The organism is Streptomyces sioyaensis (genome assembly GCF_004122735.1).
Classification (GTDB): Bacteria; Actinomycetota; Actinomycetes; order Streptomycetales; family Streptomycetaceae; genus Streptomyces; species Streptomyces sioyaensis.
Genome location: NZ_SDIF01000144.1, coordinates 1 through 14,419 on the forward strand (window position 1 = coordinate 1; position 14,419 = coordinate 14,419).

The window sequence follows — 14,419 nt, forward strand, 5'->3', positions numbered from 1 at the left end:
CCCCCAACCGACCCCGGAAACAGCTCCCGAACCCACCCCCGAACCCGAACTCGCCCCGGAACCCGAGGAGTTGCCCGTCCTCTCGGCACTGCCCGACGACGTCCCGCGCGAGGAGGCCTACTACTCGGCGTACCGGACGTACGTGGCGGAGAAGAACGCCTTCCCCGACACCCGGCAGTTCGGCCGCTACCTGCTGCACTCCTACGGGGCCACCGGCCGGGACGGCGGGCCGCTGAGCGAGGGCTACCTCCGCGGGTTCATCCGCGACTTCCAGCTGCGGCTCCGCACGGAGATGGAGACCGAACACATCCCGTAGGGCCTGCCCCCCGGCAGGCCCTACGGAACACCCGGCCGCCTGCCCCCGACAGGCGCTACGAGGCCCCCGGCCCCGCCTGCTGCTGATTCTGCTTCCGCTTCCTGTCCGCCTCGCCCCAGACGGCCAGCGCCGCACCGGCCGCGAAAACGCCGAGGTAGGCGACCGCCGGAAGGTCGACGAAGTGCGGCAGCACCCCCCAGGCACGGTCGGAGAACGTCTGCCCGATGAAGCCCATCGCGCCCTGAATCATGAAGATGAAGCCTAAGAATCCCCTCATGGCTTCAGCGTGCAGGAGCCGGCCCCGGGATTCCTCCTCCCTGGGACCGACCCCTTGCTCACCGGTGAGTCGTACCCCCGCCCGCGGGTCTACGCCTCACCGGCAACGGCCCACCGCCAGACGTCATCCGCCGAGCAGCTTGCGCACCCGCTCGGCGCCGACGGCCAGCAGCAGGGTGGGCAGCCGCGGCCCGGTGTCCCGCCCGACCAGGAGGTGGTAGAGCAGGGCGAAGAAGGCGCGCTGGGCGACCTTCAGCTCCGGCGTCGGCTTGGCGTCCGGCTCCAGGCCCGCCTGGACCTTCGGCACGCCGTAGACCAGCGTGGTCAGCCCGTCCAGCGACCAGTGCGTGTCGAGACCGTCCAGCAGCAGCCGCAGCGAGCCGCGGGCCTGCTCGTCGAGGGTGGCGAGCGCCTCCTCGTCGGGCTCGTCACGGACGATGGTGCGCTGCTCGGCCGGGACCTGGGTGTTGATCCAGTGCTCGGCCTTGTCGAGCCGCGGGCGGGTCTCGTCCAGGGACGTGACGGGGTTGGCCGGGTCCAGCTCGCCGAGGATCCGCAGCGTCTGCTCGTCATGGCCGGCGGTGATGTCCGCGACCGAGGCGAGCGTGCGGTACGGCAGCGGGCGCGGGGTGCGCGGCAGCTCACCGGCGGCGGTACGGGCCGCGCGGGAGTGCGCGGCGGCGTCGGCCGGCAGGGCGGTGCCGTCCGCGACCTTGGACTCCAGCTTGTCCCACTCGTCGTAGAGCCGCTGGATCTCCTGGTCGAAGGCGATCTTGAAGGACTGGTTGGGCCTGCGGCGCGCATACAGCCAGCGCAGCAGCGGCGCCTCCATGATCTTCAGCGCGTCGCCCGGTGTCGGCACCCCTCCGCGCGACGAGGACATCTTGGCCATGCCGCTGATGCCGACGAAGGCGTACATGGGGCCGATGGGCTGCGCGCCGTCGAAGATCTGCCGGACGATCTGGCCGCCGACGACGAAGGACGAGCCGGGCGAGGAGTGGTCGACGCCGGACGGCTCGAAGATCACGCCCTCGTAGGCCCACCGCATCGGCCAGTCGACCTTCCAGACCAGCTTGCCGCGGTCGAAGTCGGTCAGCCGGACCGTCTCGCCGAAGCCGCACTCCGTGCAGGTGTAGGCCAGCTCGGTGGTCTCGTCGTCGTACGAGGTGACCGTCGTGAGGTCCTTCTCGCACTGCCCGCAGTAGGGCTTGTACGGGAAGTAGCCGGCCGAGCCGCCGCTGCCGTCGTCCTCGCTGGCCGCGCCCGAGCCCTCGGCGGCCTCCAGCTCGGCCTCGTCCACGGGCTTCTGCGACTTCTTGGCCGGCGCCTTCTTCGTGCGGTACTGGCCGAGAATCGCGTCGATGTCCGCGCGGTGCTTCATCGCGTGCAGGATCTGCTCGCGGTAGACGCCGGAGGTGTACTGCGCGGTCTGGCTGATGCCGTCGTACTCCACGCCCAGCTCGGCGAGCGCCTCGCTCATGGCGGCCTTGAAGTGCTCCGCCCAGTTCGGGTACGCCGAGCCGGCCGGGGCCGGTACGGAGGTCAGCGGCTTGCCGATGTGCTGGGCCCAGGATTCGTCGACACCCGGGACGCCGGCCGGGACCTTGCGGTAGCGGTCGTAGTCGTCCCAGGAGATGAGGTGGCGGACCTCGTAGCCGCGGCGGCGGATCTCGTCGGCGACGAGATGCGGGGTCATGACCTCGCGGAGGTTGCCGAGGTGGATCGGGCCGGACGGACTCAGGCCCGAGGCGCAGACGACTGGTTTGCCGGGGGCGCGGCGCTCCGCCTCGGCAATGACCTCGTCCGCGAACCTGGAGACCCAGTCGGTCTCGGTGCTCTGCTGAGCCACGATCGGCCCTTCCTCTTCCTGATGATCCTCGTTGCGCCGTCCTGCGCGCAGACGCGCAAAAGCCTGACGGTGCCCATTGTCCCAGACGGAAAATCAGTGGTAGTGCCGTGGGATACTCATTGGCAAACCCTTTCCCCTCCCACAACACCTCCCTTCCGGAAGAGAGCACCTCTCCATGGCCTCGGTCACTTCCCTCGCAGCTTCGGTCCATCAGCGCGTCGCGGACGCCCTCTCGGCAGCCCTGCCGGAGGCCGGCGCCGCCGACCCGCTGCTGCGACGAAGCGACCGGGCCGACTTCCAGGCCAACGGCATGCTGGCGCTGGCCAAGCAGCTCAAGGGCAACCCCCGGGAGCTGGCCGCGCAGGTCGTGGCCGGCATCCCGGCCGGCGAGAGCGGTGCGGTGATCAAGGAGATCGAGGTCTCCGGACCCGGCTTCCTCAACATCACCGTCGCCGACGAGGCGATCATCACGACCCTCGCCGCCCGCGCCGCCGACGACCGCCTGGGCGTGCCGTACGCCGACGGGGCCGGTACGACCGTGATCGACTACGCCCAGCCCAACGTGGCCAAGGAGATGCACGTCGGCCATCTGCGGTCGGCGGTCATCGGTGCGGCCATGGTCGAGATCCTGGAGTTCACCGGCGAGAAGGTGATCCGCCGGCACCACATCGGCGACTGGGGCACCCAGTTCGGCATGCTCATCCAGTACCTCATCGAGCACCCGCACGAGCTGGACCACAAGCGCGGCACGGACGGCGAGAGCGCGGAGATCTCCGGCGAGGAGGCCGCGTCCAACCTCAACCGCCTCTACAAGGCCTCGCGTGCGCTCTTCGACTCCGACGAGGAGTTCAAGGAGCGGGCCCGGCGCCGGGTCGTCGACCTCCAGGCGGGCGACGAAGAGACGCTGGCCATGTGGCAGCGGTTCGTCGACGAGTCGAAGATCTACTTCTACTCGGTCTTCCACAAGCTCGACATGGACATCCGCGACCCCGACATCGTCGGCGAGTCCGGCTACAACGACATGCTGGAGGAGACCTGCCGGCTGCTGGAGGAGTCCGGCGTCGCGGTGCGCTCCGAGGGTGCCCTCTGTGTGTTCTTCGACGACGTCAAGGGCCCGGACGGCAACCCCGTCCCGCTGATCGTCAAGAAGTCCGACGGCGGCTACGGCTACGCCGCCACCGACCTCTCGGCGATCCGCGACCGGGTCCACAACCTCTCCGCCGACACCCTGCTCTACGTCGTCGACGTCCGGCAGTCCCTGCACTTCAAGATGGTCTTCGAGACCGCCCGGCGGGCCGGCTGGCTGGACGACAAGACCCGTGCCGTGCAGCTGGCCTTCGGCACGGTCCTGGGCAAGGACGGCAAGCCGTTCAAGACCCGCGCGGGCGAGACGGTGCGGCTGGTGGACCTGCTGGACGAGGCGGTCGAGCGGGCGACGGCCGTGGTGCGGGACAAGGCGGAGAAGGTCGGCCTGACCGAGCAGGAGATCACCGAGAACGGCGCCCAGGTCGGCATCGGCGCGGTGAAGTACGCCGACCTGTCGACCTCGGCCGTGCGTGACTACAAGTTCGACCTGGACCAGATGGTCTCGCTCAACGGCGACACCTCCGTCTACCTCCAGTACGCCTACGCCCGGATCCAGTCGATCAAGCGCAAGGCCGGCGAGCACCGCCCCGCCGCCCACCCGGAGCTGACGCTGGCCCCGGCGGAGCGGGCGCTGGGCCTGCATCTCGACCAGTTCGGCGAGGTGCTCGCGGAGGCCGCGGCGTCCTTCGAGCCGCACCGCCTGGCCGCATATCTGTACCAGCTCGCCTCGCACCTCACCGCGTTCTACGAGAAGTGCCAGGTCATCAGCGCCGACAACCCGGTGGAGGTGGTCGAGAACCGGCTCTTCCTCGTCGATCTGACCGGCCGCACCCTCCACCAGGGCATGGCCCTGCTCGGAATCCGTACTCCCGAACGCCTCTGAGCCCGGCATCGCCTAGGCTCCGACCGGAACGGCCCCGTACAGCGCAGCTGTTGTACGGGGCCGCTCCGTTTTTTCTCCATGGAGGGGCAGGACCAGCGATGTACGAGAACAGCGGCACGCCCGCCGCCGTGCCGACCCGGCGGACCCTACTCGGCGCGGGGGCCGGCCTGTTGACGGCAGGTCTGCTGGCGGGTTCCAGCGCGCCGGCCGCCGCGAAGGAACCGGCCGCCGCGAAGGGACCGTCGTCCGCCACCGATGGCGCCCATGCGGCCCTGCGCCGTCTGGAGCGGGCGCACCGAGCACGGGTCGGCGCCTTCGCCCACAACACCCGCACCGGCGCCACGGTCGCCTACCGCGCCGACACCCGCGTCCCGCTCTGCTCGGTCTTCAAGACCCTCGCCGTCGGGGCGGTGTTGCGCGATCTCGACCACAACGGGGAGACCCTGGCCCGCCGCGTCCACTACACCGCCGCCGACGTCGTGCCCAACTCCCCCGTCACCGGCAAGCACACCGCCACCGGCATGACGATCGCCGAGCTGTGCGCCGCCGCGCTCCAGCGCAGCGACAACACGGCCGCCAACCTCCTGCTGCGCGCTCTCGGCGGGCCCACCGCCGTCACCGACTTCGCCCGCTCCCTCGGCGACCGCACCACCCGCCTCGACCGCTGGGAGCCGGAACTGAACTCGGCCGAGCCCGGGCGGACGACGGACACCACCACCCCCGCCGCCATCGCCCGTACCTACGCCCGGCTGCTCCTGGGCGACGCCCTCACGCCCGCCGACCGGGGCCGGCTGACGGCATGGATGAAGGCCAACGAAACCAACACGGAACGCTTCCGCGCCGCACTGCCCAAGGACTGGGCCCTCGCCGACAAGACGGGCACCGGCTCGTACGGCACCGGCAACGACGTGGGGGTGGCCTGGACCCCGGACGGCACCCCGATCGTGCTCGCCGTGCTGACGGGCACGGCACAGCAGGCCGCGCCCTCCGACGATCCGCTGGTCGCGGGCGTGACGAGGGTCCTCGCGCAGGCCGTGACGGGCTGAGCCACGGGGGTCCGCCGCAGCCGGGCCGGCCGGGGAGCGGTCAGGGCATGTGCTTGCGCACCGTGTCCTTGGCCTTCTCGCTCGCGCTCATCCCGTGCCCGGCGGACTTCTCGGCCTTCCCCTCGGCCTGGAGCTTGCGGTTGTGCGTGGCCCGGCCGACGACTTCCTTCATGGCGCCGATGACCTGCGCGCCCTTGGCCTGCATCTTGCGCTTGGCGGTCATGGTTACCCGCTCCTCGGTCGGTCGGGTTCTTCCTTGACAACCGGTGCGTGCCCGGCAGGCGACGGTCAAAACGTGGCAGTTACGACAAAGCTCCCGCCCCCGGAGTCCGGGGACGGGAGCAGAGCAGTGGCGAGCAGCGCGCCGGGCGCCTCACAGGCCCCGCGCGACCTCCGTCGCCCAATACGTCAGGATCATGTTCGCCCCGGCCCGCTTGATGCCGGTGAGCGCCTCCAGGATCGCCTTGTCGCGGTCGATCCAGCCCTTCTCGGCGGCCGCCTCGATCATCGCGTACTCACCGGAGATCTGGTACGCGGCGACGGGCACGTCCACCGAGTCCGCGATCTTCGCGAGCACGTCGAGGTACGGCAGCGCCGGCTTGACCATCACCATGTCGGCGCCCTCGTCGAGGTCCAGCGCCAGCTCGCGCAGCGACTCACGGAGGTTGGCCGGGTCCTGCTGGTAGGTCTTCCGGTCGCCCTTGAGCGAGGAGCCGACGGCCTCCCGGAACGGCCCGTAAAAGGCGGAGGAGTACTTAGCGGTGTAGGCGAGGATCGACACGTCCTCGTGCCCGGTCTGGTCCAGGGCGTCCCTGATCACACCGACCTGGCCGTCCATCATCCCGCTGGGCCCCACGGCGTGGACGCCCGCGTCGGCCTGCACCTGCGCCATCTCGGCGTAGCGCTCCAGCGTGGCGTCGTTGTCGACCCGGCCCTCCGCGTCCAGGACACCGCAGTGCCCGTGGTCGGTGTACTCGTCCAGGCACAGATCCGACATGATCACGAGGTCGTCGCCGACCTCGGCCCGCACGTCCCGGATGGCGACCTGAAGGATGCCGTCCGGATCGGTGCCCGCCGTGCCGACGGCGTCCTTGTTGGCGTCCTCGGGCACCCCGAACAGCATGATCCCGGCGACCCCGGCCTCGACCGCCTCCACAGCAGCCTTGCGCAGCGTGTCGCGGGTGTGCTGGACGACGCCCGGCATGGCGGAGATCGGCACCGGCTCGCTGATCCCCTCCCGCACGAACGCGGGCAGGATCAGATCCGCCGGGTGCAGCCGGTGCTCCGCGACCATCCGCCGCATGGCGGGGGTGGTGCGCAGGCGCCGCGGCCGCGCCCCTGGGAAGCTTCCGTACTTCGTCATACCGCCCACGCTACGCCCGCTTTGCCCCTGCCTTTGCCGACGTGTCGTCGGAGCGGACGGGTCCGGCATCCGGCCCGCTCAGGCGGCCGGGCCGAGGTCGAGCTCCGCCCATACGGTCTTGCACGGCACCGGCCCCTCCTCGACGCCCCACCGGTCCGCCAACTCCGGGACGAGCAACAGGCCATGCCCGGACTCGGCCAGGAGACCGCCGCCCTCCGGAGCGTGGGCGGGCAGCCGATCACCCCGGGTGTCCGTCACTTCGATACGGAGCGTGGCGGGCGAGGTGACGACGAGACCGAGACGGAAGCATCGCCCGGGGACCCGCCCGTGCAACACCGCATTCGCCGCCAGCTCGGCGACGAGCAACAGAGAAGGGTCGAACGGCAGCTCCCACGAGCGCAGTTGCTCGGCGGCCAGGAGCCGGGCCAGCCGTGCTCCGCGCCGGGTGGCGGAGAGCGGTACGGAGAACCGGAGCGCCGGGGCGGGGCCCGCGGCGAGCGCGGTGACGGAATTGCTGATTGCGATTCGCTGATTCACGTCACACAGCGTGGTCGCGCGTACCTAGCCTGAGAAGGGCTGACACCCGTGCTCACGGTGACTGTCCGGCTGCGGCCCGGCTCTGTCCGGGCCGTACGGGGTGACCGCGTACGGGCGACCGGAGTTGGACGCGTACGGCTTGGCGGAGGGGCGGCGGCAGACGTGGATGACTGGGACACCGGGACGGACGACGACGAGGCCGGTGCGGTGATGAAGGCCGTGGTACGGCAAGTGAAGCTGTGGCGGGAGGCGGCCGGCCTCACCCAGGCGGAATTGGGCGCGGCGATCGGTTACGGGGAGGAGACGGTCTCCTCGGTGGAACGCGGCCGCCGGATCCCCCGGCCGGAGTTCCTGGACCGGGCGGACGAGGTCACGGGGGCGGGTGGCAAACTCGCGGCACTGAAGACGGACGTGGCGGGGATCAGGTACCCGAAGAAGGTCCGGGACCTGAAGAAGCTGGAGGCGGAGTCGGTCGAGCTGTGTGCGTACAACAACTCGGTAATTCATGGGTTGTTGCAGACGGACGAGTACGCGCGGGCGGTCATCGGAAACCGACAACCACCCTTCCCGGAGAACGAGGTCGAGCGGCGCGTGGCCGGTCGCATGGACCGCCAGGGGATCGTCAGCACAGCGACAGGGCTGCCGGTTGTGAGCTTCGTACAGTGCGAGGCGACGTTACGGCGGTGCACCGGGGGCACAATGGTCCTGCGCAGGCAGCTCGAACGGTTGTTGGAGGTCGGGCAGTTGTCGAATGTGTCGATCCAGGTGCTGCCCCTGAGCCGCGAAGAGAATGCGGGGCTTGACGGGCCGTTCCAGCTGCTCAGGCTGGAGGATGGCTCCACCGTCGGGCACAGCGAGAGCCAGCTCGTCAGCCGGATGATCTTCAATCCCAAAGAGCTCCAGACCCTCGAAGTGCGCTATGGCATGATCCGGGCGCAGGCGCTCACTCCACGGGAGTCGCTTGCCTTCATCGAGAAAGTGCGGGGAGAGACATGACCCTCAAGCCCTCCGGCGGGAACAGCTCCGCCCTGGCATGGATAAAGAGCAGTTATAGCTCCAGCGACGGCCCGGAATGCGTCGAGGTAGCCACCACCCCCGACACCATCCTCATCCGCGACTCCAAGAACCCCGACGGCCCCCGCCTCACCTTCACCCCCACCACCTGGGCCGACTTCCTCCCGTACGCCGCCATGCGGTAACGCTGAAGGGCGCCCCGAAAGAGGCGCCCTTCAGCCGTTCCCACTACTGCCTACTGCCGTCCGCTCAGCTACGAGCCCGCCGACGCGACCCCGGCCGCCGCTCGCTGGGCCGGGTGACCGGGTCCCCGGCCTCGATCGCGGCGTCGCGGCGCGCCGCGCCGAAGTCCGCGAGCGCCTCGGCCAGCTTGTGCACCGACGGCTCCGGCGACATGACGTCCACCCGCAGCCCGTGCTCCTCGGCGGTCTTGGCGGTGGCCGGCCCGATACAGGCGATCACCGTCACGTTGTGCGGCTTGCCCGCGATACCGACGAGGTTCCGGACCGTCGACGACGAGGTGAAGAGGACGGCATCGAAGCCACCGCCCTTGATGGCCTCCCGCGTCTCGGCCGGCGGCGGCGAGGCGCGCACGGTCCGGTAGGCGGTGACGTCGTCGACCTCCCAGCCCAGCTCGATCAGCCCGGCGACCAGGGTCTCGGTGGCGATGTCGGCGCGCGGCAGGAAGACGCGGTCGATCGGGTCGAAGACCGGGTCGTAGGGCGGCCAGTCCTCCAGCAGCCCGGCGGCGGACTGCTCGCCGCTCGGCACCAGGTCGGGCTTCACACCGAAGGCGACCAGCGCCTTGGCGGTCTGCTCGCCGACCGCGGCGACCTTGATCCCGGCGAAGGCCCGGGCGTCCAGGCCGTACTCCTCGAACTTCTCCCGGACGGCCTTGACGGCGTTGACCGAGGTGAAGGCGATCCACTCGTAGCGGCCGGTGACCAGGCCCTTGACCGCGCGCTCCATCTGCTGCGGGGTGCGCGGCGGCTCGACGGCGATCGTGGGGACCTCGTGCGACACCGCGCCGTACGAAACAAGCTGGTCGGAGAGCGAAGCGGCCTGCTCCTTGGTGCGCGGTACGAGCACCCGCCAGCCGAACAGCGGCTTGGACTCGAACCACGACAGCCGGTCGCGCTGGGCCGCGGCACTGCGCTCACCGACCACGGCTATGACCGGCTGGCCGCCGTCCGCCGACGGCAACACCTTGGCGGCCTTGAGCACCTGGGCGATCGACCCGAGGGTGGCGGTCCAGGTGCGCTGGCGGGTGGTGGTGCCGGCGACCGTGACGGTCAGCGGGGTGTCCGGCTTGCGGCCGGCGGACACCAGCTCACCGGCGGCCGCGGCCACCGAGTCGAGGCTGGTGGAGACCACGGCGGTGGCATCGCTGGCACCGACCTCGGTCCAGCAGCGCTCGTCGGCGGTGCGGGCGTCGATGAACCGCACGTCGGTGCCGTGGGCGTCCCGCAGCGGCACCCCGGCGTACGCGGGCACGCCGACGGCCGCGGCGATGCCGGGCACCACCTCGAAGACGATGCCCTCCGCGGCGCAGGCCAGCATCTCCTCGGCGACGTAACCGTCCAGGCCGGGGTCCCCGGTGACGGCACGTACGACCCGCTTGCCCGCTCGGGCCGCCGCCATGACAAGATTGGCGGTGTCGCGAAGCGCCGGTACGTCCGCAGGGATTGACGCCGCGTCAGCTGACGCCTGCAGCGGTGTGTCGACCTGTGCGCGGGCATGTACGCGCACGACGTCCAGCACCTGCGGGTCGGCGATCAAGACGTCCGCGGAGGCAAGCGCCTCGACGGCACGCAGCGTCAGCAGGCCCGGGTCTCCCGGCCCGGCACCCAGGAAGGTGACCTGACCGGAGGCGGAGTGGTTTGGGGCGGTGGGGTTCAAAGTGCTCGCTCCCCCATAAGACCGGCCGCACCCTTTGCGAGCATCTCGGCGGCGAGTTCACGGCCCAGCTTGAGCGGGGTCGACACGTCGTCGGGAGAGGCGGGTGCGTGCCCGGTGGTGGACAAGTGCACCAGCGTGCTGCCGTCGGTCGTGCCGACGACACCGCGCAGATGCAATTCGGTGACAGCCTGCTCGTCAGCCTTGGGGCCTCCCCTGCTCGAACGACGTCGAGAGCTTGGGGAAAGGTCGGCCAGCGCCCCAACGGGTGCGGAGCAGCCGGCCTCCAGGGCGGCGAGCAGGGAGCGCTCGGCGGTCACGGCGGCCCGGGTGTCCGGGTCGTCGAGCTCGGCGAGCTGTGCGACGAGGTCTGCGTTGACCGCAGCACACTCGATCGCCAGTGCCCCCTGGCCGGGGGCGGGCAAAACCACGTCGGGCGACAGCAGCTGCGTCGCCTCGTCGATGCGGCCGATACGGGTGAGTCCGGCGGCGGCCAGCACGACCGCGTCCAGCTCGCCCTTTTCGACGAAGCCGATGCGGGTGTCGATGTTCCCGCGTATCGGCACGGCCTCCACACTCCGGCCCAGCGACCTGGCCCAGGCGTTGAGCTGCGCCATCCGCCGGGGGGAACCGGTCCCCACCCGGGCGCCGTCGGGCAGCTGTTCAAACGTCAGGCCGTCCCTGGCGATCAGCGCGTCGCGGGGGTCTTCCCGTACGGGTATGGCCGCCAGCGTCAGGTCGTCGGGCTGGGTGGTGGGCAGGTCCTTGAGCGAGTGGACGGCGAAGTCGATCTCACCGCTGAGCAGCGCGTCGCGCAGCGCGGAGACGAACACGCCGGTGCCGCCGATCTGCGCGAGGTGCTCGCGGGAGGTGTCGCCGTAGGTGGTGATCTCCACCAGCTCGACGGGGCGGCCGGTCAGTGCGCGCACCGCCTCGGCGACCTGCCCGGACTGGGCCATGGCGAGCTTGCTGCGGCGGGTACCCAGCCGCAGCGCTCTGGTGGTGCTGTCGTTCATGCCCGCTCCCGTGCATCACGCGTGTCGGCCCGGCTGACGGCGGCGACCGTCTCGGGGTCGAGGTCGAACAGTTCCCGCAGTGCGTCCGCGTACCCGGCGCCGCCGGGCTCGCTGGCGAGCTGCTTGACCCGCACGGTGGGCGCGTGCAGCAGCTTGTCGACGACCCGGCGCACGGTCTGGGTGATCTCGGCGCGCTGCTTGTCGTCCAGGTCGGGAAGGCGGCCGTCGAGCCGGGCGATCTCGCTGCTGACGACGTCCGAGGCCATGGTGCGCAGGGCGACCACGGTGGGGGTGATGTGCGCGGCCCGCTGGGCCGCGCCGAACGCGGCGACCTCGTCGGAGACGATGCCGCGCACCTTGTCCACGTCGGCCGCCATCGGCGCGTCCGCGGACGCGTCGGCCAGCGATTCGATGTCGACGAGGTGCGCGCCCTCGATCCGGTGCACCGCGGCGTCTATGTCCCGCGGCATCGCGAGGTCGAGCAGCGCCAGCGGCGCCGTGTTCCCCTCGCGCGCGGCCGCGACCATCTCCCCGGCCAGGACCAGGCCGGTCGCGCCGGTACAGGACACCACGATGTCGGCGAGCGCCAGCTCCTGCGGGACGGAGGTCATCGCCACCGCGCGGGCGGCGAGCCCGGTGGCCGCGCCGGGTCCGCCCGGCTCGGTGAGCAACTGGACGAGCCGCTCGGCCCGCTCGACGGTGCGGTTGCCGACGGCCAGCTCACCGACACCGGCCCGGACGAGGGTGGTGGCGGCCAGCGACGACATCGATCCGGCGCCGATCACCAGCGCCCGCTTGCCCTGCGCCCAGCTCTCGACGTCCTGGCCGGCCGCGAGCTGCTCCAGCCCGAAGGTGACCAGCGACTGGCCGGCCTTGTCGATACCGGTCTCGCTGTGGGCGCGCTTGCCGACCCGCAGGGCCTGCTGGAACAGGTCGTTCAGCAGCCGGCCCGCGGTGTGCAGCTCCTGGGCGACGGCCAGCGCGTCCTTGATCTGCCCGAGGATCTGCCCCTCGCCGACGACCATCGAGTCCAGGCCGCAGGCCACCGAGAAGAGGTGGTGGACGGCACGGTCCTCGTAGTGGACGTACAGATAAGGGGTCAGCTCCTCCAGACCGGCGCCGCTGTGCCGGGCCAGGAGGCTGGACAGCTCGGCAACACCGCCGTGGAACTTGTCCACGTCCGCGTAGACCTCGATGCGGTTGCAGGTGGAGAGCACCGCGGACTCGGTGACCGGCTCGGCCGACACCGCGTCCTGCAGCAGCTTGCCGCGCGACTCCGGGGCGAGCGCGGCCCGCTCCAGCACGCTCACCGGCGCGCTGCGATGGCTCAGCCCGACGACCAGCAGACTCATGCGTGCACCTCGCTTCGCGAGGCACAGCCTTCGTCTGTGACGCACCTTTCGATGATTCGCTCGCTCATGCCGGCATCACGGCGGGTACGTCCCCGTCAGGTCCCTTGCCCTCGCCCGCGACGGCCGCGGCGGCACGGGTGGCGGCAACCGGGGCGCCACCGTCGGGCCCGGCCTCCTCACCTGCCTTGCGCTGCTCGTGGAAGGCGAGGATCTGCAGTTCTATCGACAGGTCGACCTTGCGGACGTCCACCCCGTCGGGCACGGTCAGCACGGTCGGCGCAAAGTTGAGGATCGAGGTGACACCGGCGGCGACCAGGCGGTCACAGACCTGCTGGGCGGCGCCGGCCGGCGTGGCGATGACACCGATCGAGACGCCGTTGCTCTCGATGATGTGCTCCAGCTCGTCGGTGTGCTGGACCCCGATGCCCGCGACGGGCTTGCCGGCCATGGCCGGGTCGGCGTCGATCAGCGCGGCGACGCGGAAGCCACGCGAGGCGAAGCCGCCGTAGTTGGCGAGCGCGGCGCCGAGGTTACCGATACCGACGATCACAACCGGCCAGTCCTGGGTCAGCCCCAGCTCGCGCGAGATCTGGTAGACGAGGTACTCCACGTCGTAGCCGACGCCGCGGGTCCCGTACGAGCCGAGGTAGGAGAAGTCCTTGCGCAGCTTGGCGGAATTGACCCCCGCCGCGGCCGCGAGTTCCTCGGAGGACACCGTGGGTACCGAACGCTCGGAGAGCGCGGTCAGGGCGCGCAGATACAGCGGGAGACGGGCGACGGTGGCCTCGGGAATGCCTCGGCTTCGGGTCGCCGGTCGGTGAGTTCGGCCAGTTGCCACGGTGCTCCTGCGGGTAGAGCGGGGCTGCGGGCGACCGTCTGGAACCCGACCGCCCTGTCTTGTGCAGGCTATGTCTTTGTGAACGCGTGCACAAAGATGGTGTCCGATTTGCCCGGCCAAAGTGATGGGTGTCACGCGGCGTTTACCGGCCTCCGTGGAACCAACTTCCACGTCCCGGCGTTGGCTCGCACCGCCCATCTCACCAGGCAGCACCGAGGGGAGCACGCGCCCTCACTCCTCACCGCCGTACCCCCGGAAATCTACAAATCGCCTATCGATGGTAAGCGACCCGGACCCACCGGGGGCACGCCGGAAAACCCCGCACAGCCGGGCCGGGCACCCGGCCCCGGCGGGCCCGGCGTTGTCCACAGGGCGTACCCCGGCCCCGCCGCGACCCGGCACAATGACTCCATGGCCCCGTTCAGCCCGTTCAGCCGCAGCCCCCGCAAGAGCCCCGCCGACCGGATGGTCACCCTCGTCGGCAAGCCGGGCTGCCATCTCTGCGACGACGCCCAGGCCGTGATCGAGAAGGTCTGCGCCGAGACCGGCGCGTCCTGGGAGAAGAAGGACATCACCGAGGACCCCGAGCTGCACCGCAAGTACTGGGAACAGATTCCGGTCATCCTCGTCGACGGCGCCCAGCACGACTTCTGGCGCGTCGACCCCAAGCGCCTGCGCACCGCACTGGGCGCCTGAGCGACGCCCGCGCCGCCCGCCCGCGGGGCCGCCGCCGCGAACGCCCCCAGCATGGCCGTAACGCAACCGTCCACCGCCGCCGGTCGTCCTGACACGCGCCCGTAACCGGCTGCACCGAACAAACTGGCTACGCTGTCGCCATGGCTCTCCCGTCTCCCGACCACCGCCCCGGCAGGAGTCCCCACGGGACGCCCCTCGTCCCGTGGGGACTCCTGCCGGGGCGGTGGTCGGGAGACGGGAGAGCCATGGCG

Annotated in this window: 14 protein-coding genes and 1 pseudogene; 6 read left to right on the forward strand and 9 right to left on the reverse strand. The window is 70.9% G+C overall.

Going from position 1 to position 14,419, the window contains the following annotated elements:
- Positions 1 to 316, forward strand: a pseudogene (locus EST54_RS34330) (DUF2637 domain-containing protein); the annotation flags it as partial.
- Positions 317 to 371: 55 nt separating this feature from the next.
- Here the strand turns inward: EST54_RS34330 and EST54_RS30045 are convergent.
- Both EST54_RS30045 and lysS read right to left on the reverse strand, forming a co-directional pair.
- Positions 372 to 593, reverse strand: a complete 222-nt coding sequence (locus tag EST54_RS30045) for a hypothetical protein (protein ID WP_129250859.1) — start codon at positions 591 to 593, stop codon at positions 372 to 374.
- A gap of 123 nt (positions 594 to 716) precedes the next feature.
- Positions 717 to 2,441 (reverse strand): lysine--tRNA ligase, encoded by a 1,725-nt coding sequence (gene lysS, locus EST54_RS30050; RefSeq protein WP_129250860.1) that lies wholly within the window; start codon positions 2,439 to 2,441, stop codon positions 717 to 719.
- A gap of 175 nt (positions 2,442 to 2,616) precedes the next feature.
- Between lysS and argS the strand changes: the two genes are divergently transcribed.
- Positions 2,617 to 4,410 (forward strand): arginine--tRNA ligase, encoded by a 1,794-nt coding sequence (argS, locus tag EST54_RS30055; RefSeq protein ID WP_129250861.1) that lies wholly within the window; start codon positions 2,617 to 2,619, stop codon positions 4,408 to 4,410.
- Between the two features lie 98 nt (positions 4,411 to 4,508).
- Positions 4,509 to 5,456: a class A beta-lactamase gene (gene bla / locus EST54_RS30060; RefSeq protein ID WP_129250862.1), complete on the forward strand. Its 948-nt coding sequence runs from the start codon at positions 4,509 to 4,511 to the stop codon at positions 5,454 to 5,456.
- Between the two features lie 40 nt (positions 5,457 to 5,496).
- Here bla and EST54_RS30065 read toward each other — a convergent pair whose 3' ends face one another.
- The 3 genes from EST54_RS30065 to EST54_RS30075 all read right to left on the reverse strand — a co-directional run bounded on the left by EST54_RS30065 (position 5,497) and on the right by EST54_RS30075 (position 7,356).
- Entirely contained in the window at positions 5,497 to 5,679 is a 183-nt protein-coding gene (locus EST54_RS30065; RefSeq protein ID WP_129250863.1) for a CsbD family protein, read from the reverse strand.
- A 150-nt stretch (positions 5,680 to 5,829) separates the two neighbouring features.
- Positions 5,830 to 6,819, reverse strand: a complete 990-nt coding sequence (hemB, locus tag EST54_RS30070) for a porphobilinogen synthase (RefSeq protein ID WP_129250864.1) — start codon at positions 6,817 to 6,819, stop codon at positions 5,830 to 5,832.
- Positions 6,820 to 6,897: 78 nt separating this feature from the next.
- Entirely contained in the window at positions 6,898 to 7,356 is a 459-nt protein-coding gene (locus tag EST54_RS30075; protein WP_372448248.1) for an ATP-binding protein, read from the reverse strand.
- 162 nt (positions 7,357 to 7,518) lie between these two features.
- Here EST54_RS30075 and EST54_RS30080 point away from each other — a divergent pair, with 162 nt between their 5' ends.
- Together EST54_RS30080 and EST54_RS30085 are read left to right on the forward strand one after the other, a co-directional pair.
- Complete coding sequence (locus tag EST54_RS30080) at positions 7,519 to 8,352, forward strand: helix-turn-helix domain-containing protein (RefSeq protein ID WP_129250865.1); 834 nt, start codon at positions 7,519 to 7,521, stop codon at positions 8,350 to 8,352.
- The gene (locus EST54_RS30085) at positions 8,349 to 8,555 is read left to right on the forward strand and encodes a DUF397 domain-containing protein (protein WP_129250866.1); all 207 of its coding nucleotides are present in this window, start codon (positions 8,349 to 8,351) and stop codon (positions 8,553 to 8,555) included. The genes EST54_RS30080 and EST54_RS30085 overlap by 4 nt, the downstream gene beginning before the upstream one ends.
- Positions 8,556 to 8,619: 64 nt before the next feature.
- On the opposite strand, the gene EST54_RS30090 is transcribed toward EST54_RS30085, so the two are convergent.
- The 4 genes from EST54_RS30090 to EST54_RS30105 all read right to left on the reverse strand — a co-directional run bounded on the left by EST54_RS30090 (position 8,620) and on the right by EST54_RS30105 (position 13,472).
- A complete protein-coding gene (locus EST54_RS30090; protein WP_129250867.1) occupies positions 8,620 to 10,269 on the reverse strand; it encodes a bifunctional uroporphyrinogen-III C-methyltransferase/uroporphyrinogen-III synthase in 1,650 nt (549 codons plus the stop codon).
- Complete coding sequence (gene hemC / locus EST54_RS30095) at positions 10,266 to 11,282, reverse strand: hydroxymethylbilane synthase (RefSeq protein ID WP_129250868.1); 1,017 nt, start codon at positions 11,280 to 11,282, stop codon at positions 10,266 to 10,268. The genes EST54_RS30090 and hemC overlap by 4 nt, the downstream gene beginning before the upstream one ends.
- Positions 11,279 to 12,634, reverse strand: coding sequence for a glutamyl-tRNA reductase (locus EST54_RS30100; RefSeq protein ID WP_129250869.1), 1,356 nt, complete (start codon positions 12,632 to 12,634; stop codon positions 11,279 to 11,281). Before EST54_RS30100 ends, hemC begins: the two co-directional genes overlap by 4 nt.
- 64 nt (positions 12,635 to 12,698) lie before the next feature.
- Positions 12,699 to 13,472 (reverse strand): redox-sensing transcriptional repressor Rex, encoded by a 774-nt coding sequence (locus EST54_RS30105; protein WP_129250870.1) that lies wholly within the window; start codon positions 13,470 to 13,472, stop codon positions 12,699 to 12,701.
- Positions 13,473 to 13,883: 411 nt separating this feature from the next.
- Here EST54_RS30105 and EST54_RS30110 point away from each other — a divergent pair, with 411 nt between their 5' ends.
- Positions 13,884 to 14,168: a glutaredoxin family protein gene (locus EST54_RS30110; protein WP_006604747.1), complete on the forward strand. Its 285-nt coding sequence runs from the start codon at positions 13,884 to 13,886 to the stop codon at positions 14,166 to 14,168.
- Positions 14,169 to 14,419 lie beyond the last annotated feature (251 nt).